The following is a 24,837-nucleotide window of genomic DNA, read 5'->3' on the forward strand; positions in this document are numbered from 1 at the left end:
CGTCAGACCGGCGAGTCGCCCGCCGTCCGGTCCCGGACGAGCCGCGCGGACCCGGCGCCGTCGAGCACGAGGGTGTCGGCGTCGGGGGCCGACGCGGTGACGGCCTCACCGAGCAGGCGGAACACCCGCTGCTCGCAGGCCATCGCGTCCGGCGGGCCGGCCATGAGGGTCGAGACGACCGGGCCGAACGTCAGCGTGTCGCCGTCCAGCTCCCACGTCCCGCGGACCCGGTTGACGCCGGCCATGCCGAACACGACGCCGTCGCCGTCGAACGTCAGCCACGGGGTCGCGCGGCGCGGCCCCTCGACCTCGGCACCCTCGAGCGCCGTGAACCGCCAGGTACCCGCCAGATCGACCATCCGACGATGATGTCACCCGCGAGGCTGGCGGTCCGCCCAGGTCTCCAAGGTCACGCGCGGGCCCGTGTAGAAGGGCACCTCCTCGCGGACGTGCAGGCGCGCGTCGGTGGCGCGCAGGTCGCGCATGAGGTCGACGATGCGGTGCAGCTCCTGCGCCTCGAACGCGAGGATCCACTCGTAGTCGCCGAGCGCGAACGCCGAGACCGTGTTGGCGCGGACGTCGGCGTACCCGCGGGCCGCCTGGCCGTGCTCGACGAGCATCCGGCGGCGGTCGTCCTCGGGCAGCACGTACCAGTCGTACGACCGCACGAACGGGTACACGGTCATGTAGTCGCCCGCCGGCTCGCCCGCCAGGAACGCCGGGACGTGCGACCGGTTGAACTCGGCGGGGCGGTGCAGGCCGACCACCGACCACACCGGCAGCAGGTGCCGACCGAGGTCGCTCGCGCGCAGCCGCTGGTAGGCGCCCTGCACCTCCTCGATCGTCTCCGCGTGCCACCAGACCATGAGGTCCGCGTCCGCCCGCAGCCCGGCGACGTCGTACCACCCGCGCACCACGAGGCCGTCGTCGGCGACCGCGGCCAGCGCCGCGGTGATCAGCTCGGCGCGCTCGTCGTCGTCCTCGGGCAGCACCTCCTCGAGCGCGAAGACGCTCCACATCGTGTACCGGACCGTGGCGTTGAGGATCTCGGGGTCGTGCGTCATCTCGGGCGCTCCAGAGTGAGGGTTCAGGACCAGGGGTCGGTCGAGCAGGCGGCGGGGATGCCCGTGGGCTGGCCGGCGCGCATCTGGCAGCAGCCCGGGCGGCAGACGGACCGCCACGGCGGCAGGTCGCCGACCGTCGCCTCGTCCACGGGCCGGGCGGCGGCGTCGGCCGCGACGTCATCCGTCACGGGCGCCGCGCCGGACGCGTCGTCGTGGCGGGCCAGCGCGGCGCGCTCGAGCACGAGGTCGACGAGCCCGCGGACGAACGGCTCGCGCGTGCCGACGGTGTCGGCGCGGACGGCGGCGAGACCGAGCTCCGCGGCGGTGGCCAGCGCCTCGGTGTCGAGGTCGAACGCGACCTCCATGTGGTCCGAGATGAACCCGATCGGCGACAGGACCACGGCCTGCACGCCCTCGGCCGCCAGCGCGGCCAGGTGGTCGTTGACGTCGGGCTCGAGCCACGGCTGGGTGGGCGGCCCCGAGCGCGAGCAGTACGTGAGGTCCCACGTCACGGGCCGACCGAGCCGCTGCTCGACCGCTGCGGCGACCGTGGCCGCGACGTCGAGGTGCTGCGCGCTGTAGGACGCGCCGCTGAGCGTCGACGCCTCCTCCATCGTGTCCGGGATGGAGTGCGTGACGAACACCAGGCGGGCGTCGCGGCCGAGGGACTCGAACGCCTCAGTCACGGCGTCGACGTTCGCCTGCACGAAGCCGGGGTGGTTGAAGTAGGAGCGGACCTTGTCCACGACCAGGGGGTGCTCGCCCTCCCCGAGGCCGACGTCGAGGCCCAGCTCGTCGAGCGAGGCCCAGAGGTTCTCCCGGTACTGGCGGCAGCCCGAGTACGACGAGTACGCGCTGGTCACCAGGGCGACCATGCGCCGCGCGCCGTCCGCGTGGGCCGCCGCGAGGGCGTCGCGGGTGTACGGCTCCCAGTTGCGGTTGCCCCACAGCACGGGCAGCTCGATCCCGCGGCGCGCCAGCTCGTCGACGAGCGCCTTCTGCAGCGCCAGGTTCTGCCCGTTGATCGGGCTGGCCCCGCCGAAGTGGTGGTAGTGCTCGGCGACCGCGGCCAGCCGCTCGTCGGGGATGCCCTTGCCGGCCGTGACGTTGCGCAGGAACGGCAGCACGTCGTCGGGTCCGTCCGGGCCGCCGAACGAGAAGAGCAGCAGCGCGTCGTACGGGGCGACGGGGCTGGTCTCGGACGGGGGCGTGCGGGTGCTCACGGCGGTGTCAGGGGCCACCGTCCGATCATCGCACCGGCCGCGCGGCGCCCTCGCGGCGAGCGGCCGGACCGGCCCGTGAGATTGTCGAGACGCGTTGTCAGAAAGCGCTCCGACGCCCGGCGGCGACCTGCACCACCGGGCGTCGGGACGGGCGAACGCTGCGGACGCTCAGCCCTTGACGGCACCCCCGAGCCCGGCACCACGCAGGAACATCCGCTGGAAGATCAGGAACATGAGGATCGGGATGACGGTCGCGATCGCGTAGGCCGCCATCAGCGTCCCCTTGTCGGTGGTCGCCTCCAGCGAGGGCAGCCGGACGGACAACGGCTGCAGGTCCGGGTTGCGCAGGACCAGCAGCGGCCAGAGGAAGTCCTTCCACGACGCGATGACCGCGAACACGGACACCACGCCGAGGATCGGCTTGCTCATGGGCAGCACGATCGACCAGAACAGCCGGAACGGTCCGGCGCCGTCGACGCGCGCCGCCTCGAAGATCTCGCGCGGCAGGTTGTCGAAGAACCGCGCGACCAGGACCACGTTGAACGCGCTCGCGCCCGCGGGCAGCCACACGGCCCAGTACGAGTTGACCAGCGAGTGATCGATCACCGGCGGGTGCAGGATGATCAGGTAGAGCGGCACCAGCAGGACGACGGCCGGCACGAACAGGGTCGCCAGGACGAGACCCTGGGCGTAGCGGGCCCACCGCGGCCGCAGCACCGACAGGACGAACCCGCCCGTGGTCGCGACGAGCATCTGCGAGGCCCACGACCCCGCGGCCAGCACGACGGTGTTGACGAAGTACTTGCTGATGTCGATGTCGAACCACGCGTCGTGCAGGTTCGACCACTTGACGCCGTTCGGGAAGATCGCGAGCGGCGTGCGCAGGATGTCCTGCGTCGGCGTGATGGCGAACTTGGCGAGCAGGAGCAGCGGCCCGACGCACCACACGATCAGCAGGATCAGCAGGAGCACGTGCATCGTGTTCCAGGTGTGCCGCACGCGCGGGCGTCGCCAGTCGGCGGTGGAGACCGCGGTGCGGTCCTCCTCGGGCGGAGGCGTCTGCACACCCTCGGCGGGTCCGGTCGGGACCTCGGTGGGCAGGACCGCCTCCGGCAGGGACGGGGTCGTGGTCGTCACGAGGTGCTCCAGCTGCGGGTGAGGCGGAAGTAGATCAGGGACATCACGGCGAGGAACACGGCGAGCATGAGGCTGAGCGCCGTCGCCATGCCGTAGTTGCCACCGAGGCTGTTCTGGAACGCGTAGCGGTACACCAGCAGGAGCACGGAGATCGTCGCGTTCGCGGGTCCACCGCCGGTGAACAGGTACGGCTCGAGGAACACCTGAGCGGTCCCGATGATCTGCAGGATGAAGGTGATGAGCAGGACCCCGCGCAGCTGGGGCATCGTGACGTGCCAGATCTTGCCCCAGACGGAGGCGCCGTCGACCTCGGCGGCGTCGTAGAGCTCGGTGGGCACGGCGGTCAGCGCGGCGAGGTAGATGATCACGGTGCCGCCGGCCGCGGCCCACGTGGCCTCGAGCACGAGCGACGGCATCGCCGACGTCGCGCTCTGCAGCCAGGGTTGGGGTGGTATCCCGACGTAGCCGATGATCGTGTTGAACACGCCCTCGGGCCGCGGATCGTAGAAGAACTTCCACAGCAGGACGGCGACCACGGGCGGCACGACGACGGGCAGGTAGGCGAGGGCCGAGTACAGCCCCTTGGCGCGCCGGACCTCGCTCATGAGCACGGCTGCGACGAGCGGCACCGGGTACCCGAAGATCAGCGCGAGCAGCGCGAAGTACGCGGTGTTGCGGATGGCCATCGGCAGCACAGGGTCGGCGAACACCCGCTGGAAGTTCTCCAGCCCGACCCACGACGTCACGATGAGGTTCGTCTTCTGGAAGCTCATGATGACGGCCTTGACGATGGGCGCCCACGAGAAGATTCCGAAGATCACCAGCATCGGCAGGGCGAAGATCAGGGTGGACAGGCCACCGCCACGCACCCACGTCGCCGGGGTGCGTCTGGCGGCGGGCTTGTCGACGAGGGTCTGGGAGCTCATGCGGTCCTTCTCTCGGTGCGTGTCGTCACGGGGGTCGACGACGACGGGGACGGGACGGCGACGGTGCCCGGCCCGGGGACGGACCCGGGCCGGGCACCTCGCCGCACGTCAGCCGGCCTGGTCGATCAGTTCCTGCGACTGCTCGTTGGCGTCCGCGAGCAGCTTGTCCAGGTCGACGGAGGGGTCGGTCATGACCGCCTGCACGATCGGGAAGAGCAGCCCGTAGGTCTCCTGCGTGGCCCGAGCGGCCTCAGGGATGACCGGCTGGGTGAACATGACGTCGGTGTAGCCCGTCATGTGGTCCAGCGGGACGTTGACGTAGTCCTTGATCCAGCCCAGCGACTTCTCGTACTGGTCCTTGCTGAAGATCGGGAGCGTCGGGGTGCCCACCGCCTGCGGCGGGTCCTGCTCCGCGAGGATCTTGGCGTCCGCCACAGCCTGGTCCTGGTCGACCAGCTTGGACAGGTACCAGAAGTCGATCCACTTGACCGCGGCGTCCTTCTCCTCGTCCGTCGCCTGCGGCGCGACGGCGGCGTAGGTGCCGCCGCCGAGCGTGCCGGAGTCGTCACCCTCGTTGGGCAGCGCGGTCAGCCCGTAGTCCAGGTTGTCGGACGTGACGCCGTTGTTCTGCACCAGGGCGGTGTAGATGTCCGAGCCCGACGTGTACATGGCGAACTGGCCGGCCGCGAAGGCCCCGTTGATGTCGCCCCAGCCGAGCTGGGTGTTCTCCAGCAGCGAGCCGTCCGTCTTGAGGTCGCCGAGGAACTGCAGCGACTCCTTGACGGCCGGGTCCGTCAGCGTGGCCTTGTACTGCTCACCGTCGAGCACCTGGGTGCGGCCGCCGCGGGAGTAGGCCGCAGCGGTGAGCTGCCAGCCGCCCGCGTTGTCCAGCGCCATCATGGCGTAGCCCGGGATGCCGGTCTTGTCGTGGATGATCTTCGCGTCCTCGCGGATCTCGTCCCACGACGTCGGCGGCTTGTCGGGGTCGAGCCCGGCGTCCGTGAACAGCTTCCGGTTGTAGTGCAGCGCGACGGCGTAGATGGACTTGGCGGGGACCGCGTACACCTTCCCGTCGTCACTGAGCCCGGCGGCCAGGACCTCCTTGTTGAAGTCGTTCGCGTACGGGAGCTGCTTGACCTGCTCGTCGATGTCGGCGATCTGGCCGTTCTGGATCAGCACCTTGGTGTCGGTGGCCGGCACCTCGAAGACGTCGGGCAGGGTGCCACCGGCGAGGTCGGCCGCGAAGGTCGACGCCAGCCAGTTGTACTCCTGCGTCTCGATCTTGATGTCCGGGTACTTCTCCTCGAACTGCTGGACGCGCTCGTTCAGCGCGTCCACAGCCGTCTGCTCGGCGCCGGGCTGCAGGCCGGCGACCGTGATGGTGACCTGGTCGCCGTCGGCGGACGACGAGTCGCCCGAGGGCGTGTCGTCGCTGCACGCGGCCAGCAGGCCGATCGAGAGCACACCGGCCATGGTGAGCGCGGTGGTGCGTGAGGACCTCATCGTCACTCCTTCGTGAGGGAACGCCCCTGACAGGGTGCCAGGTCGCGATCGTTTTCTGCGGTCGGATCACTACGGGTCGTGCGGGGGATGGTGCGGTCGGGTCAGGCGGGGGTGCGCAGCCACGCGGCGGTGTCGCGCGGCAGCAGACCTGCCTCGAGCGGGGCGCTCGAGAGCAGGACATCGGTGTGGGCGGGCAGGGCGGCGGGTTCGTCGCCCAGGTTCACGACGCACACGAGCCCGCCACGGGCGAACGCGAGCACGTCGTCGGCCGAGTCGATCCACGTCATCGGACCGTCGCCCAGGGCGGGCTCGGACCGGCGGATCGCCAGCAGGTCGCGGTACAGGTGCAGGGTCGACGTGGGGTCGCCCTCCTGCGCCGTGACGGTCAGGTCGGCCCAGACGGCCGGCTGCGGGAGCCACGGCTGCGCCGTGGCGCCGTCCGGGCTGAACCCGTAGGGCGACGTCGAGCCCGACCACGGCAGCGGCACGCGGCAGCCGTCCCGGCCGGGGTCGACACCCTCGGAGCGGAAGTGCATCGGGTCCTGCAGCACGTCCAGCGGCAGGTCCTCGACCTCGGGCAGCCCGAGCTCGTCGCCCTGGTAGATGTACAGGGAGCCCGGCAGGGCGGCCGTGAGCAGGGCCGCCGCGCGCGCCCGGCGCAGGCCGACCGTGAGGTCGGTCGGCGTGCCGAAGCGCTTGGCCGTGAAGGCGAACGACGTGTCGTCGCGCCCGTACCGCGTCACCGGGCGCGTGACGTCGTGGTTGGAGAGCACCCAGGTGGCCGGCGCGCCGACAGGCCCGTGGGCGGCCAGCGTGATGTCGATCGACTCCCGCAGCTGCTTGGCGTCCCACGGCCGCGCCATGAAGTCGAAGTTGAAGGCGGTGTGCATCTCGTCGGGGCGCAGGTACTGCGCGAACCGCGCCTTGTCCTGGAGCCAGACCTCGCCGACGAGCACGCGGGTGCCCTCGTACGAGTCGGCGACGGCCCGCCATCCCCGGTAGACGTCGTGCAGCTCGTCGCGGTCGACGTGCGGGTGCTCGCCGGGGCCGGGGTGCGCGGGCACCTCCGGCAGCGACGCGTCCTTGACCAGCAGCGCCGCCGAGTCGATCCGGATCCCCGCGACGCCCCGGTCGAACCAGAACCGCAGGACCGACTCGAACTCCTCGACCACCTCGGGGTGCGACCAGTTGACGTCGGGCTGCTGCGGTGCGAACAGATGCAGGTACCACTCGCCGGGCGTGCCGTCGGGGTTCGTCGTGCGCGTCCAGGTGCTGCCCTGGAAGTCCGAGACCCAGTGCGTCGGGATCTGCTCGCCCTGCTCACCCTTGCCGGGGTGGAACCAGAACCGGTCGCGCTCCGGCGAGCCCGGCCCGGCGGCCAGCGCCGCCTGGAACCACTCGTGCTGGTCGGAGACGTGGTTGGGGACGACGTCGATGATCGTGCGGATGCCGAGGGCGAGGGCCTCCGTGATGAGCTGCTCGGCCTCCTCGAGCGTGCCGAACGCGGGGTCGATCGCGCGGTAGTCCGCGACGTCGTAACCACCGTCGGCCAGCGGCGAGACGTACCAGGGAGTCACCCAGATGGCGTCGACGCCGAGGTCCCGCAGGTACGGCAGGCGGGAGCGCAGGCCGGCCAGGTCACCGGTGCCGTCGCCGTTCCCGTCGGCGAAGCTGCGCGGGTAGACCTGGTAGATCACTGCCCCACGCCACCACTGCGGGTCCGTCTCGGGCTGAGCCTGCGCCACTCGGGTCTCGTCTCTCGTGGGCCACCGTCGTCGTGACCGGGGCCGGTTGTCCGTCTGCCTGCGGCCGCGACGTGCTCCGCGGGCCCGGAGGAGGACCACGAGACGTCGATGTCGCGTTCCAGACACTAAAGGACGCGACTGGAACCACGCAAGAAACTGACAGGACAGTTATCGAAGTGTGACCGAGACGCCGCCGAATCTCGATGAGCGCCGACTCTGCAGGGCCGCACGACGAAGGCCCCGCCCTGCCCGGAGGGGCGGGACGGAGCCTGTGGGCCGCGCGTCAGCTCACGTCAGTCGGCGATCGCCACCGCGTGCGCACGTGCGGGACCCGTCGAGCCGCGCACCACGAGCTCCGGCTCGAAGAGCAGCTCGTCCTGCGGCACCGCTCCCCCGTGGATCTGGCTGACCAGCAGGTCGATCGCGGCGCGGCCCATGGGCTCGATGGGCTGGCGCACGGTGGTCAGCGGCGGCTCGGTGCAGCTCATGAACGCGGAGTCGTCGTAGCCCACGACGGAGATGTCGTCGGGCACGCGCAGCCCCGCCCGGCGCGCCGCGCGGATCACGCCGAGCGCCAGGGGGTCGCTGGCGCAGACGATGCCGGTGACGCCCTCGCGCAGCAGGCGGTTGCCCGCGGCCTGCCCGCTCTCGAGCGAGTAGGCGCTGCGGACCACCTGGTGGGCGCCGAGCTCGAGGCCCAGCCGCTGCGTGATCGCCTGCGCCGCCCGCAGCTTGCGCTCGGACGGCACATGGTCGATCGGGCCCAGGACGAGGCCGATCTTGGTGTGGCCGAGCGACGCCAGGTGGCCGACGGCCTGCTCGATGGCCACCTCGTCGTCGCAGGAGACCCGTGGGAACGGGAGCTCCTCGATCGACGCGTTGATCAGCACGACCGGCAGGTTGCGGCCCGTCAGCCGCTCGTAATGACCGTGCGTCGCGTCGCGCTGCGCGTAGTGCCCGCCGGCGAACACGATGCCCGACACCTGCTGCCCGAGCAGCAGCTCGACGTAGTCCGCCTCGGACACGCCGCCGGCGGTCTGCGTGCACAGCACCGGCGTGAAGCCCTGCTGCGCGAGCGCCCCACCCACCACCTCGGCGAACGCCGGGAAGATCGGGTTCTGGAGCTCGGGCAGGACGAGCCCGACGAGCCGGGCGCGCTCCCCCCGCAGCTTGGTCGGACGCTCGTAGCCGAGCACGTCGAGCGCCGTGAGCACGGCCTCGCGCGTCGTCTCCGAGACGCCGGGCTTTCCGTTGAGCACGCGGCTGACGGTCGCCTCGGAGACGCCGACCTTGCGTGCCACCTCTGCGAGTCGCCGTGACATGTCCGTCACTCTACAGTCGTGCGCCTGCAAGTCACTTGCATCCGGCTGCAAACATCGAACGCGTCGATTCACCCGTTCGGTCGGCGCCCTGCGCCCCCAGGGTGCGCAGCGCCGCACCTGCTCCTACCGTCGAACCTGCTCGGGCGGAGTCCGAGTCGCACCCGAGAGACAGGCGTGTCCGTGCCCCTGACCGAGTCCGCCCCGCCGGCGAGCCCCCCGCTCGGCCGGCGCTACCGCCTCGAGCGCAAGCTCGGCCGCGGCGGCTCGGGCGAGGTGTTCCGGGCGACGGACGCCCGCCTGGACCGTGCCGTCGCGCTCAAGCTGTTCGCCATCGGCGCGTCCTCCCCGGAGCAGATCCGTCGCTACGCCCACGAGGCACGTGTGCTCTCGTCGCTCTCGCACCCCAGCCTCGTCGCGCTGCTCGACGTGGGCGCCGACGTGCTGCCGGACGTCGGGCCCGTCGCGTTCCTCGTCATGGAGCTGGTCGACGGGCAGACGCTGCGCGACACGATCGCCGCCGGCCCGCTGGCGCCCGCCCTCGCCGCGGACGTCGGGCGTCAGCTCGCCCTGGCCCTCGGGCACGCGCACGCGGCCGGCGTCGTGCATCGCGACGTCAAGCCCTCGAATGTCCTCGTCGCCGCGGACCGCGCCGGCGGCGGGGCGCGCGACGCCCCCTGGCTGCCCGTGGTGCTCGCCGACTTCGGGATCGCGGTGACCGCCGCGAGCGCCGCGCCGACGCCGAGGGGGACCTCGGGCACGGCCGGGTACCAGAGCCCGGAGCAGGCGCTCGGCGCCCCGGCCGGACCGGCCAGCGACGTCTACTCCCTCGGTCTCGTGCTCCTCGAGTGCCTCACGGGCGAGCGCGCGTACCCGGGCGACCCGCTGACCAGCGCGCTCGCCCGGTTGCTCGACCCGGTGCGGATCCCCGAGCACCTCGGCCGCGACTGGACCCGGCTGCTGCGGGCGATGACGGCGGACGACCCGGCCGCGCGGCCGGCGCCGACCGCGGTGGCGGCGGAGCTGCGGGCGCTGCGGGGCTGACGGTCAGGACGGGTCCGGGATCGTCGCCTGCGCGGCCCGCAGCTTGTCCGTGAGGGACTGCAGGGTGGCCAGCTCGTCGGCGTCGAGCGCCCCGCCCACCAGGCGCCGGATCGAGCGCACGTGCCGCCGCCCGATCTCCCGCTGCACCCTGGCCCCCTCGTCGGTCAGGCTGACGGCCACGCCGCGGGCGTCGCCCTCGACCGGCCCACGGCGCACCAGCCCGTCGAGCTCGAGCCGCTCGACCATGCGCGACAGGCTCGGCTGCGTCAGCAGGCTGTTCTCCCCCAGGTCCTTGAGCCGCGCGGTGCCGTCCGGGCATCCCGCGAGCGTGAACAGGACGTCGTACTCGCGGATCGACAGGTCGCCCCAGACGTCGTCCCGCTGGAAGCGCCGCATGAGCGCCACCTGGGCGCGGAACAGTGACTCCCAGGCCTCCGCCGCCTCGCGCGTCCCGGGCAGCTCGCGTGCTCCGTCGTCCATCGTCGTGACTCCTGCTCCCTGAAGGTCCATGCAAACGTATCGAGTTCAACATCCTCCGCGAGGGCCGTGTTCCGCCGCGGTATCGAAACAGCCGCGCGCGGGCTCCTGAAACGCTTCGGCACCTCGCGGCGCCCGTCGCCCGGCGACCACTCTGCGATCCGGCACCGGCTCAACGAGGAGGAACCCCCATGCCCGTCTCTCGCCCATCCCGCCGATCGACCCTGCGCACGGCCGCGGTCGCCCTCGCGGCGACCATCGCCGTCGGCGCGGCGGTCGCGGTCCCCGCCCAGGCGGCGACCACCCTCAAGGACCTGGCCACCGCCGCCGGCAAGGACATCGGCTTCGCGCTCGCCCCCGACAGGCTCTCGGAGTCGGCCTACACGTCGGTCGCCGACAGCGAGTTCACGCTCGTCGTCCCCGAGAACGCCATGAAGTGGGACGCCACCGAGCCGTCCCAGAACTCGTTCAGCTACGGCGCCGGGGACCGGGTGGCGAGCTACGCGGCCACCACCGGCAAGAAGCTGTACGGCCACACGCTGGTGTGGCACTCCCAGCTGCCCGGCTGGGTGAACAACCTCTCGGGCACCGCGCTGCAGTCCGCGATGACCAACCACGTCACCAACGTCGCGACGCACTTCAAGGGCAAGGTCGTCGCGTGGGACGTGGTCAACGAGGCGTTCGCCGACAACGGCGCCCGGCGCGCGGAGTCGCCGTTCCAGCAGAAGCTCGGTGACGGCTACATCGAGACCGCGTTCCGGGCGGCCCGCGCCGCGGACCCGAACGCCAGGCTGTGCATCAACGACTACAACACCGACGGCATCAACGCGAAGAGCACGGCGATCTACAACCTGGTCAAGGACTTCAAGTCGCGCGGCGTGCCCATCGACTGCGTCGGCTTCCAGGCCCACCTGATCATCGGACAGGTGCCGTCGGACCTGCAGGCCAACCTCAAGCGGTTCGCCGACCTGGGCGTCGACGTCCGCATCACCGAGCTGGACATCCGCATGCAGACCCCGTCCGACGCCACCAAGCTGGCGACGCAGGCGGCGGACTACAAGAAAGTCTTCCAGGCGTGCCTCGCCGTCACCCGCTGCCAGGGCGTGACCATCTGGGGCATCACCGACAAGTACTCGTGGGTCCCGGACACGTTCCCCGGCCAGGGTGCCGCGCTCGTGTGGGACGCCGGCTACGCCAAGAAGCCGGCGTACGACGCGATCGCCTCGGCGCTCGGCGGGGTCACCCCGACCACGCCGCCCGTGACTCCGACCACGCCGCCCGTCTCGCCGACGACGCCGCCGGTCACCCCGACCACGCCGCCGAGCGCCGGGTGCCGGGTCAGCTACGGCGTCAACCAGTGGAACACCGGGTTCACCGCGAGCGTCGTCGTGACGAACACGTCCGCGACCGCGATCACCGGCTGGGCGCTGAGGTTCACGTTCCCGTCGGGCCAGGCGATCACGCAGGCGTGGAGCTCGGTGGCGACGCAGTCCGGGTCGGCCGTGACGCTCACCAACGCCGCCTGGAACGGCACCATCGCGCCGGGCGGGAGCCAGCAGATCGGCTTCAACGGCTCGCACACGGGCACCAACGCGGCCCCGGCCTCGTTCACGCTCAACGGGACGACCTGCGCGGTCGCCTGACGCACGAGCACCGGCCCGGGGACCCGTTCGTCGGGACCCGGGCCGACGTGCGCCACCTGCGGATACGCTGACGCGATGACGACCGAGGCGGCCCCGCGCACCACCTACCTGCTGGTGGACGGCGAGAACATCGACGCGACCCTCGGGTCCTCGATCCTGGGCGGCCGGCCCACCCCGGAGCAGCGGCCACGCTGGGAGCGCGTGCTGACGTTCGCGCAGCAGACGTGGGACCAGCCCGTCAAGGCGCTGTTCTTCCTCAACGCCTCCAACGGCTCGCTCCCGATGTCGTTCGTGCAGGCCCTGCTCGCCATCGGGTTCCAGCCGATCCCGCTGTCGGGCGAGTCGTACGAGAAGGTCGTCGACATCGGCATCAAGCGCACGCTCGAGGCCATCTCGGGCCGCGGCGGTGACGTGCTGCTGGCCAGCCACGACGGCGACTTCGCCCCCGAGCTCGAGGTGCTCGTCGACGACGAGAGCCGCCGCGTGGGGCTGCTCGCGTTCCGCGAGTTCACCAGCACGCAGCTGTCGGCCCTGGTGGCCCGGGGCCTCGAGACGTTCGACCTCGAGGGCGACGTCGCCGCGTTCAACGTGCAGCTGCCCCGCCTGCGCATCATCCCGCTCGACGAGTTCGACCCGCTGCGCTACCTCTGAGGCGGTCGATCGTGACCCAGGTCACGACGACATAACGATGTACCTGCTACCGGTCCTGTTTTACCTAGTACCGCGTGGCTCAGATGCTTTGTGCGCTGGTAGACAGGCGCCTGGTTCCGCCCGAGAAGTCTCCTGAGCTGACCCGTCAACGGCGACGGCGCAGGTCAGCGGCGTCTCGGGCGGCCATCTACCGGCAGCACCGACCGGACGGCCCACGCCGCCCGGCGGTCACCACGACGAGGTGGTCATGAAGCGTCACATCTTGGCGGGGCTCGTCCTCGCACTCCTCACGACGGCGATCGTGCTGTTCTCCGGACCCGAGCTCCAGGGCGTCGCCCTGCTCGGTGCCGCGCTCGGCGGCGCTCTCGGGCTCGTCCCGGACCGGTCCCCCGCGCAGCGGGCGGGCGGCTTCGCGGTCGGCTTCGCCGCCGCGTGGCTGGGCTACGCGCTGCGCGCCGCTGCCCTGCCCGACGCCGCCGCCGGCCGCGCCGTCGCCGTCCTGATCGTGCTGGGGCTGTGCCTCGCCGTCGCCGGCCTCTCCCGCGGGCGGCTGCCCCTGTGGTCGGCCCTGCTCGGCGCGGCCGCGATGGCCGGCGCGTACGAGGCGACCTACTCGGCCGACCCCACCGCGTTCGTGAGCTCGTCGGCCACCACGGCGACGTCGATCCTGCTCGCCGCGGGCGCCGGCTTCCTCGCGACGTCGGTGCTCGGCGTCGTCGTCGTGCAGGACCGCGAGGAGGAGCGGGCCGCCGCCGCGGCCGCCGGCGAGCCCCCCGTGCTCGCGCCGACCGAGCCGGCCGTCGGCGAGTACGAGGGCGCCGGCAACCACGCGCCCGCCCGCCCGTACGCCGCGCCGGCCGTCGGCACCGAGGCCACCAACGCCCCGCGCCGCGGCCTGCCCGCCACCCGTCCTTTCGACCCCCAGCCGGAGGCCTGACGTGCGACGCACGACCACCTCGGCGGCGGCAGCCGTCGTCCTGATCCCCCTGCTCGTCTGCGCCGCCGGCTCGCCCGCGCTCGCCGCGGACTCCGGCGACGTCGCCGTGACCAACACGGAGACCGTCCAGGCCCGCCTGTCGGCCACGGGCGCGTTCCAGGAGGCGCGCGTCTACGACCAGCTCGCGCTCAGCGGCACCGGCACGGCGACCATCTCCAACCCCGTGTCCACCAAGGGGCTGCGCAACCTCGACGGCTTCACCGGCTACAAGGTGGTCGACGGCAACCTCGTGAGCACGATGAGCGTCGACGGTGAGCGCCGCGAGCGGACCGTGAGCACCTACGACAAGGACCTCCCGCTCACCGTCCAGGTGACGTACACGCTCGACGGCAAGCCGGTCCAGCCGGGTGCGGTCGTCGGCAAGAGCGGCACGCTCGGCGTGCACTACAAGGTCACGAACGTCACCGGCAAGACCCAGGACGTCAGCTACGACGACGGCACGGGCGCCACGGCGACCGCGTCGGCCGAGACCGTCATCCCGATGATCGGCCAGCTGGTCACCGTCCTGCCCTCCTCGTTCACCGACGTGCAGTCGGACGAGGCCGGCATGGCCGGCGACGGGCACGGCGGGACGCGCATGCAGTTCCAGATGACCCTCTTCCCGCCGATCGGCTCGGCCACGGCCGAGTTCGGCTACACCGCGAAGGTCAGCCACGCGGTGGTGCCCAAGGCCAACCTGACGTCCATGCCGGTCTCGCCGCTGGACTACCCGTCGTTCAAGGGCGGCGCGGAGAGCTACAAGGCCGGCGCGCAGAAGGGCGTCGACCTGACGTCCGGTGCCCTGCAGATCGACGACTCGGTCCTCCAGCTGCACGACGGCGCGGCGGAGCTCCTGGCGGGCCTGCTCCTGCTGCGCGACGGCGCGGCCCAGCTCAAGGCCGGGCTCAACGACTCGGCCGCGCCGGGTGCCGCCGAGCTCGCTGCGGGGGCCGGAAAGCTCAGCGCGGGCCTGTCGCAGGCGAGCGCGTCGGCGCCGCAGCTCATCGCCGGGCTGAACCAGGTCGACGACGGGCTCGCCCAGGTCGACGGCGGTCTGGCCAAGATGTACGGCGACATCGGGAACCTCCCGAACGACCCCAAGGTCAAGCTGCTCCAGGCCGGGATCGCTCAGATGCGGGCCGGCATCGGCTCGACGACGACGCCCGACACCCTGCTCGCAGGCGTCGACCAGCTGCGCCAGCAGGTGGGCACCGGCGCACCCGCGGCGCTCGCGACGATGGCTGAGGGCATCTACAACGCCAGCGCCACCGACCCGGGCGCCTACCAGAAGCTCGGGTGCGCGATCGACGTCCTCACCGACGTGAAGAACGGTGCCGCAGCGGCCGCCAACGCCTGCTACCCGGGCGGCCTGCGACCTGCGCTCGCCCCGACGACCGACCCCACCAGCGCGTACGTGCTCGGCAAGGTCATCGACCAGCTGGCGGCGGGCCGGGCCGAGCTCGCCGATCCGGCGCACCTCGGCGACCCGACGTCCCCGGCGTTCTTCGGCGCGCCGGCTGCCAAGGACCCGACGCTGCAGCAGGGCCTCACCTACCTGCAGGGGCGCCTGACCTACATCGCGGGACCGGGCCTCACCAAGATCGAGTGCGGGCTCAGCTCGAGCTCGTTGATCGGCGTGTGCGACGCGAAGAAGCCCGGCCTGCTCGAGGGCCTCACCAGCGTGGATGACGGCGTGACGCTGCTCCTGACGACCGTCGTCAAGAGCGTCCAGGCCGGCGTCGGCGGGCCGAACGACACCGCGGCCAACGGCACCCTGCGCGGCGGCGTCCACTCGCTGCAGGCAGGGACGGACAAGCTCGGCGCGGGCGGCGGCTCCCTGGTCGACGGGTTGCGGCAGCTCAACGCGGGCGCCAGCCAGCTCAACGCGGGCGCCGGCGCACTCTCCGACGGCCTGCAGACCGCGGCCGCCGGGTCGACGGAGCTCTCCGACGGCCTGAACACCGCCGCCGAGGGTGCACCGAAGCTGGTCGACGGCACGCAGCAGCTGTCCGACGAGGGCACGTCGCAGGTGGTCGTCAGCGGCCAGGCGACGGCGGAGGACTTCGGCGTGAAGTACGCGGTCCTCAGCGCCGGCGCCGAGCGGGCGTCGGCCGAGGGCATGGCGTACGGCGCACCCCAGGGTGCGGTGGGCGCGACGGCCTACTCGATCGACATCGCCGGGGCCGACGGCGCCGGGGTCAGCTCGCTCGGTCGGTTCATCGCGGCGATCGTCCTGTTCGCCGCGGGCATCGGCCTCGCGACCTTCGCGCGGCGCCGCTTCGTCTGACCGGTCACCCCGAAGGCGTGCGACCTCACCGGGTCGCACGCCTTCGGTGTGTCTAGCCGCCGAACGCCGAGGACAGCATGTCGTCGATCGCCTGTTCCACCTGGGCGCGGTGCTCGCCCGCGAAGAGCGCGACGCCGTGGGCGTTGCCGGTCAGCTCGAGGAACGTGCCGGGGTCGTCCGCGCGGGACACCAGCTTCGACGAGAGGGCCGGGACGTTCCGGTCGTCCGTCGACGCCACGACCAGCAGCGGCCCGGTGTACGTGCTCGACGCCGAGCGCGCGTCGTGCCCCTCGTACCGGTCGGGTGGTCCGAGCGCGACGACGGCGACCGGGTCGAGGTCGTCGGCGAGCGCCGCCGCGTACATGCCGCCCTTCGACGCCCCGACGAACGCGACGTCGGCCGCGCCGAGCGAGTGCAGCACGTCGACCGCCGCCGTCAACGACCGCTCGCCGTCGGCCGACCAGCCGAAGGTCGCGACCAGGTAGCCCTCGCCCACGAGGCGCTCGAGCTGCCGCGACCACTGGCACACCTGGCCGTCGCTCTGGGGCGCCAGCACCACGCCGCGGGTCCCCGTGCCGGCGTAGCCCACCAGCGTCGGGTCGTCCTCGGGCCCGACGGCCACCGCCTTGGCATCCTTCGGGAGGCACAGCGGGACGTCCGCGGGGCGCGGGGTCGACCCGGCGTCGGCAGGAGCCGACGTGCTCGGCGGCGTGGGCTCACCCGACGTGCAGGCGCCCGTCGACAGCAGCACGGCCAGCAGGACGGCTGACGCACGGGCGAGCGCGGCGGTGGGCATCCCTCGTTCCTAGAGGCACGGCAGGTCCGGCCGCAAGCCGCGTCTCAGGTCGCGGCGTCGTACCGGTCGAGCACGATGTCGACCAGCCGGCCGTCCGGGGCGAGCGGCGCGGCGACGACGTCCGCGCCCGCCTCGAGCACGCGGTCGTAGAAGTAGCCGGGAGCCAGCAGGTAGGAGGAGACGACGACGCGGCCGCCCGGGGGCAGGTCCGCCTTCGCGGCCGCGACCGCGGCGGGCACCCGGGGCTCCGCGCCGGCGCCGTAGCCGATGGTCACGGGCTGGACGAGGCGGTCGGCGAGACCGGCCGCGATGGACTCCACCGCGAGCGCCGCGGCGGGGTCGGTCGAGCCCGCGGCGGCCAGGACCACGGAGTCGTCGACGCCGAGCCCCGCGGTCTCCAGGCGGTCCACGAGGATGTCGACGAGCCGGGGGTCCGGGCCCAGCGGCGAGGCGGCGGTGGCGCCCGGCTGGTCGACGGCCGTCGCGATGTCGACCTTGACGTGGAAGCCGATGGACAGCAGCAGCGGCACGACGACCGCGCCGGACGCGTCGCTCTCCAGGGCGTGCGCGACGACGTCGGCGACCTCCGGCTCCTGCACGTCGACGAACGCCTCGCGGACGTCGAGCTCGGGCCGCGCGGACGAGACGCCGGTCAGGATCGAGCGCACGGCGGCGCGGCCGACCGGGTCGTCCGTGCCGTGCGAGCAGCCGACGAGCACGGGCCCCTCGAGGTCCAGCGGCGGCACCGGTCCGCGGGCGTGCAGGGCGTTCGTCATCCGACCTCCTCCAGCTGGAGACGGTATCCCCTCTTGACCACCGTGCGAATCAGCTCCCGGCTCCCGGTGGCCTCGCGCAGGCGCGCGATCGCGACCTCGGCGGCATGCGGGTCGCGCGAGTCGCCCGGCAGCGCGGCCAGCACCTGGTCGCGCGGCACGACGGCACCGCCCGCCGCGGCGAGCAGCCGCAGGACCTCGAGCCCGGTCGGGGTGAGGGCGAGCACGTGACCGTCGAGCACCGCGGTCCCGCGATGCACCTGCAGCGGGCCGGCGACGGTCTGCAGCGCCTGCAGCCCGCCGTAGTGGCCGACCAGCGCGCGGACCAGCGAACCGAGCCGGCCGCGGTCGGGGACGAGCGGCTGCATGCCGCGCTCGAGCAGGGGCTTGGCGGTGATGGGGCCGACGGCGGCCATGACGACCGAACCGCGGCGGACGAGCGTGACGATCCTGTCGGTGACCCCGGCGGCGTCGGCGGCCTCGAGCCACGCGGCCGCACCGGGTGCGGACGTGAACACGACGGCGTCGATCTCGCCCGCGGCCACCGCCCGGACGGACGCCTCGACGACGGCCGGGTCGGGCGGAGGGCCCCACCGGTACACGACGAGGCTGCGCACGCGGGCGCCCGCAGCGGCGAACGCCTCGTCGAGCCCGTCGGCGCCGGCGCCGTGGTGCTGGACCGCGATGTCGCGCCCGGCCACGCCCTCGTCCAGCAGCACCTCGGCGATCTCCGCGCTGGTCTCCGACTCGGCCACCCAGTCGGCGGTCAGCCCCGCGGCCTGGATGGCGCCGCGCGCCTTGGGCCCCCGGGCGACGATGCGGGTGCCCCGCAGCATCTGGACCAGCGGCTCGTCGAGACCCGCCGCGTCGGCCGCCTCGATCCAGCCGCGGAACCCGATGCCCGTGGTCACGACGACGGTGTCCGGCGGGTCCGCCAGCAGCGACCGGGTGCCCTCGAGCAGCGCCGCGTCGTCGGTGTGCGGGACCATCCCGAGCGCGGGTGCGTGCCGGACCGCGGCCCCGCGCCGACCCAGGGCGGCCGCGAGCTCGGCGGACCGGCGGTCGGCGGTGATGAGCACGACGAGGCCCGCGAGGGTCTGGTCGATGGGTTCGCTCACGGCGCCATTGTGACGGCCCCGGGACCCGTTCGGTCCGGCGATCCTGCGGTGTGAGCGGCGTCACCAGGCTCGAGCAGACCCTCCGCCGCCACCGCCCCCAGGACGATCACGGCGGGAGCCCGCACGGCGGCCGCCGCGGCGACGTCGACGACCGCGTCCAGCCGTGCGCGCGTGACGCGCTGACCCGGCAGCGTGCCCTCCTCGACCAGGGCGACCGGCGTGGCCGGATCAGCCCCGGCGGCCAGCGCCTCGGTGGCCAGCGCGGCCAGCGCGCTCACGCCCATGAGCACCACGACGGTGCAGGACGCCTCCCGCAGGCCCGTGAGCGCGGCGGCCGACCAGCCGTCGTGCCCGTTCATGACGTGCACCGCGCCGACCGTCCCCCGGTGCGTGAGCGGGATGCCCGCGGCGGCCGGCGCCGCGAACGCGCTGCTCACCCCGGGGACCACCTCGACCGCGACGCCGGCCTCGCGGCACGCGAGCACCTCCTCGCCGCCCCGCCCGTACACGAACGGGTCGCCGCCCTTGAGCCGCACCACCGTGCGACCGCGCTGCGCCTGCTCGACGAGGATGCGTCCGATCTCGTGCTGCGGGACCGGATGGTGGCCGGGCGTCTTGCCGACGTCGATGATCTCGACGCCCGGCGCCAGCTCGTCGAGCACCGCGACCGGGCCGAGCCGGTCGGTCACCACGACGTCCGCCTCGGCGAGCGCCCGCCGGCCCGCCAGCGTGAGGAGCCCGACGTCGCCGGGACCGCCGCCGACGAGCACCACGCGCCCCTGCCGTGCGCGGCGGTGCCGCAGGTCGACGCGCCCCTCGCGCAGCTGCTCCGCGAGGGCGTCCCGCACCGCGACCGTGCGTCGCGGGTCGGGGGCGCCGCTGGACACGACGCCGACCAGGACGTCGCCCTGCTGGGTGGTCGCCGGGGTCCGGGCCGATCCCTGCTCCCCCGCGCCCGCGTCGACGCAGAACGTCTGCCGGGCCTCCGCCCACGCGACGACCGCCGCGTCGGTGCCGCGGTCCCCGGTGGCCGTGTGCACCAGCCACACCCGGTCGAGGTCGTACTCCTCGACCTCGCGGGCACGCCACTCGACGAGCCCCCAGCGGTGCAGGTCGAGCAGCACCTCGCAGATCTGCGGCGCGACGACGACCACGCGCGCGGCGTCGGCGAGCAGGGACTGCACGCGCCGCGCGGCGACCGGCCCGCCGCCGACGACGAGCACGCGTCGGCCGGTCAGCTGCAGCCCGAGCATCGTCGTCATCGCGCGATCTCCACGACGCCGTCGCGCACCCGGACGGGCCAGGTCCGCAGGTCGGGGGACAGGTCGCGGGCGGGGTCCTTGCCGGCGACGTCGAGGCAGCGGCCCGTCGTCAGGTCGAAGACCTGCTTGTACATCGGCGAGGCGACCGTCGGTACCTGCACGCCGTCGACCAGCCGGGAGCCGACGATGCCCCGCGAGATCACGTGCGCGTCGCTGAACGGGTCGTGCTGCTGCACGGCGAGCACGCGGCCGTCGAGCAGCCGGAACAGGGCCACCTGCTCGCCGTCGAGGAGCGCGGCCGCGCCCCTCTCGGGCGCGAGGTCGTCGACGCGGCAGACGGCGGTCCACACGGCCGTCTCCACGGCGGTCATGCGCGGACCTCCAACGTCGTGCCGGCGACGAGCACGGGCTCGCCGCGCCGGGCCGCGTCCTTCTCCTGCGCCGTCGCGGGTCGGGATTGGCCGCGCTCCGGCACGTACGCGAGCGACGGGTCGGCGACGTCGGGGGCGTTGACGAAGCTGGCGAACCGGCGCAGCTTCTCGGGGTCCTCGAGCGTCGCCCGCCACTCGTCCTCGTACTCGTCGACGTGCCGGGCCATCTGCTCGTCGAGGTCGGCACCGATGCCGAGGGAGTCGTCCAGCACGACCGCGCGGACGCCGTCGAGGCCGCCCTCGACGTCGTCGATCCACGGCGCCGTGCGCTGCAGGCGGTCCGCGGTGCGCACGTAGTACAGGAGGAACCGGTCGATGGTGCGGACCAGCGTCTCGGTGTCGAGGTCCTCGGCCAGCAGCTGCGCGTGCCGCGGGGTGAAGCCGCCGTTGCCGCCGACGTAGACGTTCCAGCCCTTGTCGGTGGCGATGACCCCGACGTCCTTGCCGCGGGCCTCCGCGCACTCGCGCGCGCAGCCCGAGACGCCGAGCTTGATCTTGTGCGGCGAGCGCAGGCCGCGGTAGCGCAGCTCGAGCATGACCGCGAGCGCCACGGAGTCCTGCACGCCGAACCGGCACCACGTCGAGCCCACGCACGACTTCACCGTCCGCAGCGACTTGCCGTACGCGTGACCCGACTCGAAGCCGGCGTCGACCAGCCGCTGCCAGATGAGCGGGAGCTGGTCGATGCGGGCGCCGAACATGTCGATCCGCTGGCCGCCCGTGATCTTGGTGTACAGCCCGAAGTCCTTGGCCACCGCGCCGATCGCGATGAGCCCCTCGGGCGTCACCTCGCCGCCGGCGATCCGCGGGACCACCGAGTACGAGCCGTCCTTCTGCAGGTTGGCCATCACGTGGTCGTTGGTGTCCTGCAGGGCGGCGCGCTCGCCCTCGAGGACGTGCGCGGGCGACGTCGTCGACAGGATGGACGCGACCGTCGGCCGGCAGATGTCGCAGCCGCGCCCCTCGGCGCGGGTGCCGAACCGCTCGATGACCTGCGTGAACGACGAGACGCCCGAGACCCGGACGGCGTCGTAGAGCTGCGCGCGGCTCAGCGCGAAGTGCTCGCAGAGCGCGGTGCTGACGGCGATGCCCTGGGCGGCCAGCTCGGTGGTCACCAGCTTCTTCACCAGCGGGAGGCACGAGCCGCAGCTGGTTCCCGCCTTCGTGCACGCCTTGACCGCGCCGAGGTCGGTGCACGCGTGGTCGGTGACCGCGCCGCGGATCGTGCCGGCCGAGACGTTGTTGCAGGAGCACACCGCGGCGTCGTCGGGCAGCTCGAGGTCGGGCGCTCCCCCGCCGCCCTCGGGCAGCAGGTACGCGGCCGGGTCGCCGGGCAGCTCGCGGCCGAGCATCGGGCGCAGGCTCGCATACGCGCCGGCGTCGCCGACGAGGACCCCGCCGAGCAGCGTGCGGGCGTCGTCGGACATCACGAGCTTCTTGTAGACGCCGCCGACCGGGTCCGCCCAGACGATCTCGAGGGCGCCGGGCGTCTCGCCGAACGCGTCGCCGAAGCTGGCCACGTCGACGCCCGAGAGCTTGAGCTTGGTCGCCGTGTCGGCACCGGGGAACTCCGACACGCCACCGAGCAGCCGGTCGGCGGTGATCTCGGCCATCGCGTAGCCCGGCGCCACGAGCCCGATGCAGGCGCCCTGGATGCAGGCGACCTCGCCGACCGCGGAGATGTCGGGGTCGCTGGTCAGGCACGTGTCGTCGACGACCACGCCGCCGCGCTCCCCGATCGTCAGCCCGGAGGCCCGGCCCAGCTCGTCGCGCGGCCGGACGCCCGCGGCGATCACGACGACGTCGGCGTCGACGCGGCCTCCGTCGGCGAGGTCGAGGCGACCCACGCCGCCGCGGCGGTGCGGGCGGATACGCGTGGTCATGGCGTTGAGCCGGACGCCGACGCCCAGCTGGTTGATGAGCCGCCGCAGGGCCTCGCCGCCGCCCAGGTCCACCTGCGCCGACATGAGGTGCGTACCCACCTGCAGGACGGTCGTGCGCGCGCCGAGCGCCTGCAGCGCCCCGGCCGCCTCGAGCCCCAGGAGGCCGCCCCCGAGGACGGCACCCTTGACCACCCGGTCCTCGGACAGCTTCTCGACGTAGCCCCGCAGGGCCGCCACGTCGTCGACCGTGCGGTACACGAACACGCCCGGCAGGTCGGCGCCCTCGAGCGGAGGGACCCACGCCGACGAGCCCGTCGCGAGCACCAGGTGGTCGTACCGCTCGACGCGGCCCCGGGACGTCGTGACGGTCCTGGCGTCCCGGTCGATCTGCGTCACCGCGTCGTCGCGGACGAGCGTCACCAGCGGGTCGGACCAGAGCGCGGGGTCACCCAGGGCGAGGTCGTCGGCGTCGCGACCCGAGAAGTAGCTGGTCAGTGCGACGCGGTCGTACGGCCGGCGCGGCTCCTCGGCCAGCACGGTGATGCGCCAGGCGCCGTCGGCGTCGCGGTCCCGCAGGGCCTCGACCAGCCGCTGCGCGACCATGCCGCCGCCGACGACGACGAGGTGCTGGTTCATGGGGGCTCCGTCTGGCTGGGGTCCGGGGGCGCCCCCCACGCTAGGAACGGCGTGTTTCCGCCGGGGGTGTCGGCCGGTTACCTCGGAGGAACAGTTCCCGCACACCACGGGGGCGGTCGGTGTGAGAGTGGGGTCATGAGCCCCGTCATCGCGCTCCTGCGGGCCGCCAACGTGGGCGGCCGGACCATCAAGGCCGCGCAGCTGCGCGCCGCCGCCGAGGGCCTCGGCCACACCGAGGTCGCCACGTACGTCAACAGCGGCAACCTCGTGCTGATGCCGGCCGGACCGGCCGCCGGGGTCGGGCCCGGGCTGTCGGCGGCGCTGTCCGACGAGCTCGGCTTCGACGTGCCGGTGCTCACCCGGACGCTCGCGCAGTGGGACGCGATCGTCGACCGGCTGCCGTTCCCGGACGAGGCCGAGTCGGACCCGTCGCACCTCGTCCTGTACTGCTGGGACGGGGCACCGAAGGACACGTCGTTCGATCCCACGCCCTACGGCAACGAGAAGCTCGCGTTCGCCGGCCACGAGCTGTACGCCTACTTCCCCGACGGCATCGGGCGCTCCAAGCTCACGCTCCCGCTGATCGAGAAGTCGGTCGGCCGCAAGGGCACCGCCCGGAACTGGAACACCGTGCTCGCTCTCCAACGGCTCGCGCGCGAACGTGCCTGACTAGCGTGGGCGCCATGAGCACCCTGTTCACCAAGATCATCGGCGGCGAGATCCCCGGGCGGTTCGTGTGGGCCGACGAGGTCGCCGTCGGCTTCGGCACCATCGCGCCGATCACCGACGGGCACGTGCTCGTGGTCCCGCGCGCCGAGATCGTGCAGCTCACCGAGGCGCCCGACGACGTGCTGGCCCACCTCGTGCTCGTCGCCCGCACCGTCGGCCAGGCGCAGCAGCGTGCGTGGTCCGCGCCGCGCGCCGCGCTGCTCGTCGCCGGCTTCGAGGTGCCCCACCTGCACCTGCACGTGCTGCCGGCCTGGGACGAGGCGAGCCTGACCTTCCGCAACGCGCGCACGGACGTCCCCGCGCCGGAGCTGGACGCGGCGGCGCAGCGAGTCCGCGACGCCCTGGTCGAGCTGGGCCACGGCGCCCACGTCCCCGCATCGCTGAGCTCCCCGGCACTCTGACGCCCCCGCGACGTCCGCACGATCGAGCGCCTGAGCGCGCGAATCGGCGACGTCGCGCCCAAGAGCCGTGGCGTCCGCACGATCGAGCGCCCCGGCGACCGAATCTGCGGACGTCCGCATCCCTGCCGCTGACGTCCGAGGAAGGCAGTGCCGTGGCGACCAGCTGCTCGGACGTCCGGGGAGGGGCCGGTCGCGGCATCGTGGCGGCGGGTTCCGGTGTTGTGCCTGCGGGGATGCACAGGAGGCGCGCGGAGGATGGGTGACGACATCGGGGCGTCGGCGGTGCAGAGTCGGTCCAGCAGTCACCACGGGAGGCAGGCAGCGATGGCAGGACGTCGGGACACCGGGCTCGCCGCGCTGGCGGGGCTGGCCGCGGGTGCCGTGACGCTGGGCGTGGGTGCGATCGTCGCGCTGGTGACCGGGCCGACGTCCGACCCGCTGGTCGCGGTCGGGTCGGCGTTCGTCGACGCCACCCCGGCCTGGCTCAAGGACTTCGCCGCCTCGACGTTCGGCACCGCCGACAAGCTGGTGCTCGGCATCGGCGAGGTGGTCGTGCTGCTCGCACTGGCGGCGCTGGCCGGGGTGCTGGCGGCGCGGCGCTGGGCGTGGGGCGCGACGTTGGTCGTGGTGCTCGGCGCGGCGGCCGGGCTGGCCGCGATGGGCCGCCCCGACGCCGGCGCGCTGGCCGCTCTCCCGAGCGTGGCGGGCGCGGTCGCCGGCCTGATGACCCTGCGAGCGCTCGTGCGGCGGCTGCCCGGCGCGCCGAGCCGCCGACCGCAGCCGGCGGCGGCCGAGCGCCGCGCGTTCCTGCAG

The 24,837-nt window shown here is 73.3% G+C and carries 22 protein-coding genes and 1 pseudogene; 8 read left to right on the top strand and 15 right to left on the bottom strand.

Annotated features, from left to right (window positions below; all coding sequences use genetic code 11):
• Nucleotides 1-2 precede the first annotated feature (2 nt).
• The 8 genes from AC1DT4_RS15900 to AC1DT4_RS15935 all read right to left on the bottom strand — a co-directional run bounded on the left by AC1DT4_RS15900 (nt 3) and on the right by AC1DT4_RS15935 (nt 8,920).
• Nucleotides 3-359, bottom strand: a complete 357-nt coding sequence (locus tag AC1DT4_RS15900) for an META domain-containing protein (protein WP_477090769.1) — start codon at nt 357-359, stop codon at nt 3-5.
• A gap of 12 nt (nt 360-371) precedes the next feature.
• Complete coding sequence (gene hemQ / locus AC1DT4_RS15905; RefSeq protein WP_477090770.1) at nt 372-1,064, bottom strand: hydrogen peroxide-dependent heme synthase; 693 nt, start codon at nt 1,062-1,064, stop codon at nt 372-374.
• Between the two features lie 23 nt (nt 1,065-1,087).
• Entirely contained in the window at nt 1,088-2,305 is a 1,218-nt protein-coding gene (locus tag AC1DT4_RS15910) for a ferrochelatase (RefSeq protein WP_477090771.1), read from the bottom strand.
• Nucleotides 2,306-2,455: 150 nt separating this feature from the next.
• Nucleotides 2,456-3,424: a carbohydrate ABC transporter permease gene (locus AC1DT4_RS15915; protein ID WP_477090772.1), complete on the bottom strand. Its 969-nt coding sequence runs from the start codon at nt 3,422-3,424 to the stop codon at nt 2,456-2,458.
• Nucleotides 3,421-4,350 carry a carbohydrate ABC transporter permease gene (locus tag AC1DT4_RS15920; RefSeq protein ID WP_477090773.1) on the bottom strand — a complete coding sequence of 310 codons (930 nt, stop codon included), beginning with the start codon at nt 4,348-4,350 and terminating at the stop codon, nt 3,421-3,423. Before AC1DT4_RS15920 ends, AC1DT4_RS15915 begins: the two co-directional genes overlap by 4 nt.
• A 108-nt stretch (nt 4,351-4,458) precedes the next feature.
• Nucleotides 4,459-5,853: an ABC transporter substrate-binding protein gene (locus AC1DT4_RS15925; RefSeq protein ID WP_477090774.1), complete on the bottom strand. Its 1,395-nt coding sequence runs from the start codon at nt 5,851-5,853 to the stop codon at nt 4,459-4,461.
• Nucleotides 5,854-5,954: 101 nt separating this feature from the next.
• Entirely contained in the window at nt 5,955-7,598 is a 1,644-nt protein-coding gene (locus tag AC1DT4_RS15930) for a glycoside hydrolase family 13 protein (RefSeq protein WP_477090775.1), read from the bottom strand.
• Nucleotides 7,599-7,891: 293 nt separating this feature from the next.
• Nucleotides 7,892-8,920 (bottom strand): LacI family DNA-binding transcriptional regulator, encoded by a 1,029-nt coding sequence (locus AC1DT4_RS15935; protein ID WP_477090776.1) that lies wholly within the window; start codon nt 8,918-8,920, stop codon nt 7,892-7,894.
• 174 nt (nt 8,921-9,094) lie between these two features.
• Between AC1DT4_RS15935 and AC1DT4_RS15940 the strand changes: the two genes are divergently transcribed.
• Entirely contained in the window at nt 9,095-9,961 is an 867-nt protein-coding gene (locus AC1DT4_RS15940) for a serine/threonine-protein kinase (protein WP_477090777.1), read from the top strand.
• 3 nt (nt 9,962-9,964) lie between these two features.
• On the opposite strand, the gene AC1DT4_RS15945 is transcribed toward AC1DT4_RS15940, so the two are convergent.
• Entirely contained in the window at nt 9,965-10,441 is a 477-nt protein-coding gene (locus AC1DT4_RS15945) for a MarR family winged helix-turn-helix transcriptional regulator (protein WP_477090778.1), read from the bottom strand.
• Nucleotides 10,442-10,629: 188 nt separating this feature from the next.
• Here AC1DT4_RS15945 and AC1DT4_RS15950 point away from each other — a divergent pair, with 188 nt between their 5' ends.
• From AC1DT4_RS15950 to AC1DT4_RS15965, 4 genes are all read left to right on the top strand, one after another.
• Nucleotides 10,630-12,081 (top strand): glycoside hydrolase family 10 protein, encoded by a 1,452-nt coding sequence (locus AC1DT4_RS15950; RefSeq protein ID WP_477090779.1) that lies wholly within the window; start codon nt 10,630-10,632, stop codon nt 12,079-12,081.
• Nucleotides 12,082-12,156: 75 nt separating this feature from the next.
• Nucleotides 12,157-12,732: an NYN domain-containing protein gene (locus AC1DT4_RS15955; protein ID WP_477090780.1), complete on the top strand. Its 576-nt coding sequence runs from the start codon at nt 12,157-12,159 to the stop codon at nt 12,730-12,732.
• A 247-nt stretch (nt 12,733-12,979) separates the two neighbouring features.
• Nucleotides 12,980-13,669 carry a hypothetical protein gene (locus AC1DT4_RS15960; RefSeq protein ID WP_477090781.1) on the top strand — a complete coding sequence of 230 codons (690 nt, stop codon included), beginning with the start codon at nt 12,980-12,982 and terminating at the stop codon, nt 13,667-13,669.
• A 1-nt stretch (nt 13,670) separates the two neighbouring features.
• A complete protein-coding gene (locus tag AC1DT4_RS15965; protein ID WP_477090782.1) occupies nt 13,671-15,995 on the top strand; it encodes a hypothetical protein in 2,325 nt (774 codons plus the stop codon).
• A 52-nt stretch (nt 15,996-16,047) separates the two neighbouring features.
• On the opposite strand, the gene AC1DT4_RS15970 is transcribed toward AC1DT4_RS15965, so the two are convergent.
• Genes AC1DT4_RS15970 through nirB form a run of 6 tightly spaced genes read right to left on the bottom strand, consistent with a single transcriptional unit; the run spans nt 16,048 to nt 22,894 of the window.
• Nucleotides 16,048-16,791, bottom strand: coding sequence for an alpha/beta hydrolase family protein (locus AC1DT4_RS15970; protein WP_477090783.1), 744 nt, complete (start codon nt 16,789-16,791; stop codon nt 16,048-16,050).
• A 44-nt stretch (nt 16,792-16,835) separates the two neighbouring features.
• A complete protein-coding gene (locus tag AC1DT4_RS15975) occupies nt 16,836-17,567 on the bottom strand; it encodes a sirohydrochlorin chelatase (protein ID WP_477090784.1) in 732 nt (243 codons plus the stop codon).
• Nucleotides 17,564-18,682: a uroporphyrinogen-III synthase gene (locus AC1DT4_RS15980; protein WP_477090785.1), complete on the bottom strand. Its 1,119-nt coding sequence runs from the start codon at nt 18,680-18,682 to the stop codon at nt 17,564-17,566. The genes AC1DT4_RS15975 and AC1DT4_RS15980 overlap by 4 nt, the downstream gene beginning before the upstream one ends.
• Nucleotides 18,679-19,944 (bottom strand): uroporphyrinogen-III C-methyltransferase, encoded by a 1,266-nt coding sequence (gene cobA, locus AC1DT4_RS15985; protein WP_477090786.1) that lies wholly within the window; start codon nt 19,942-19,944, stop codon nt 18,679-18,681. The genes AC1DT4_RS15980 and cobA overlap by 4 nt, the downstream gene beginning before the upstream one ends.
• Complete coding sequence (gene nirD, locus AC1DT4_RS15990) at nt 19,941-20,315, bottom strand: nitrite reductase small subunit NirD (protein WP_477090787.1); 375 nt, start codon at nt 20,313-20,315, stop codon at nt 19,941-19,943. The genes cobA and nirD overlap by 4 nt, the downstream gene beginning before the upstream one ends.
• On the bottom strand, nt 20,312-22,894 hold the full coding sequence (gene nirB / locus AC1DT4_RS15995; protein WP_477090788.1) for a nitrite reductase large subunit NirB: 2,583 nt from the start codon (nt 22,892-22,894) through the stop codon (nt 20,312-20,314). The genes nirD and nirB overlap by 4 nt, the downstream gene beginning before the upstream one ends.
• Before the next feature lie 135 nt (nt 22,895-23,029).
• On the opposite strand from nirB, the gene AC1DT4_RS16000 reads away from it, so the two are divergent.
• From AC1DT4_RS16000 to AC1DT4_RS16010, 3 genes and pseudogenes are all read left to right on the top strand, one after another.
• Nucleotides 23,030-23,563, top strand: coding sequence for a DUF1697 domain-containing protein (locus AC1DT4_RS16000; protein WP_477090789.1), 534 nt, complete (start codon nt 23,030-23,032; stop codon nt 23,561-23,563).
• A gap of 14 nt (nt 23,564-23,577) precedes the next feature.
• Complete coding sequence (locus AC1DT4_RS16005) at nt 23,578-24,024, top strand: HIT family protein (protein ID WP_477090790.1); 447 nt, start codon at nt 23,578-23,580, stop codon at nt 24,022-24,024.
• 324 nt (nt 24,025-24,348) lie between these two features.
• A pseudogene (locus AC1DT4_RS16010) lies at nt 24,349-24,837 on the top strand (molybdopterin-dependent oxidoreductase); the annotation flags it as partial.

The sequence above is a fragment of the Cellulomonas sp. P4_D11 genome (assembly GCF_056401915.1).

Coding starts and splice junctions, on each gene's coding strand:
- AC1DT4_RS16005 (WP_477090790.1), top strand. CDS start 23,578: ATGAGCACCCTGTTCACCAAGATCATCGGCGGCGAGATCCCCGGGCGG.
- AC1DT4_RS15920 (WP_477090773.1), bottom strand. CDS start 4,350: ATGAGCTCCCAGACCCTCGTCGACAAGCCCGCCGCCAGACGCACCCCG.
- AC1DT4_RS15975 (WP_477090784.1), bottom strand. CDS start 17,567: ATGACGAACGCCCTGCACGCCCGCGGACCGGTGCCGCCGCTGGACCTC.
- hemQ (WP_477090770.1), bottom strand. CDS start 1,064: ATGACGCACGACCCCGAGATCCTCAACGCCACGGTCCGGTACACGATG.
- AC1DT4_RS15960 (WP_477090781.1), top strand. CDS start 12,980: ATGAAGCGTCACATCTTGGCGGGGCTCGTCCTCGCACTCCTCACGACG.
- AC1DT4_RS15945 (WP_477090778.1), bottom strand. CDS start 10,441: ATGGACGACGGAGCACGCGAGCTGCCCGGGACGCGCGAGGCGGCGGAG.
- nirD (WP_477090787.1), bottom strand. CDS start 20,315: ATGACCGCCGTGGAGACGGCCGTGTGGACCGCCGTCTGCCGCGTCGAC.
- cobA (WP_477090786.1), bottom strand. CDS start 19,944: ATGACGACGATGCTCGGGCTGCAGCTGACCGGCCGACGCGTGCTCGTC.
- AC1DT4_RS15900 (WP_477090769.1), bottom strand. CDS start 359: ATGGTCGATCTGGCGGGTACCTGGCGGTTCACGGCGCTCGAGGGTGCC.
- AC1DT4_RS15935 (WP_477090776.1), bottom strand. CDS start 8,920: ATGTCACGGCGACTCGCAGAGGTGGCACGCAAGGTCGGCGTCTCCGAG.
- AC1DT4_RS15950 (WP_477090779.1), top strand. CDS start 10,630: ATGCCCGTCTCTCGCCCATCCCGCCGATCGACCCTGCGCACGGCCGCG.
- nirB (WP_477090788.1), bottom strand. CDS start 22,894: ATGAACCAGCACCTCGTCGTCGTCGGCGGCGGCATGGTCGCGCAGCGG.
- AC1DT4_RS16000 (WP_477090789.1), top strand. CDS start 23,030: ATGAGCCCCGTCATCGCGCTCCTGCGGGCCGCCAACGTGGGCGGCCGG.
- AC1DT4_RS15955 (WP_477090780.1), top strand. CDS start 12,157: ATGACGACCGAGGCGGCCCCGCGCACCACCTACCTGCTGGTGGACGGC.
- AC1DT4_RS15970 (WP_477090783.1), bottom strand. CDS start 16,791: ATGCCCACCGCCGCGCTCGCCCGTGCGTCAGCCGTCCTGCTGGCCGTG.
- AC1DT4_RS15925 (WP_477090774.1), bottom strand. CDS start 5,853: ATGAGGTCCTCACGCACCACCGCGCTCACCATGGCCGGTGTGCTCTCG.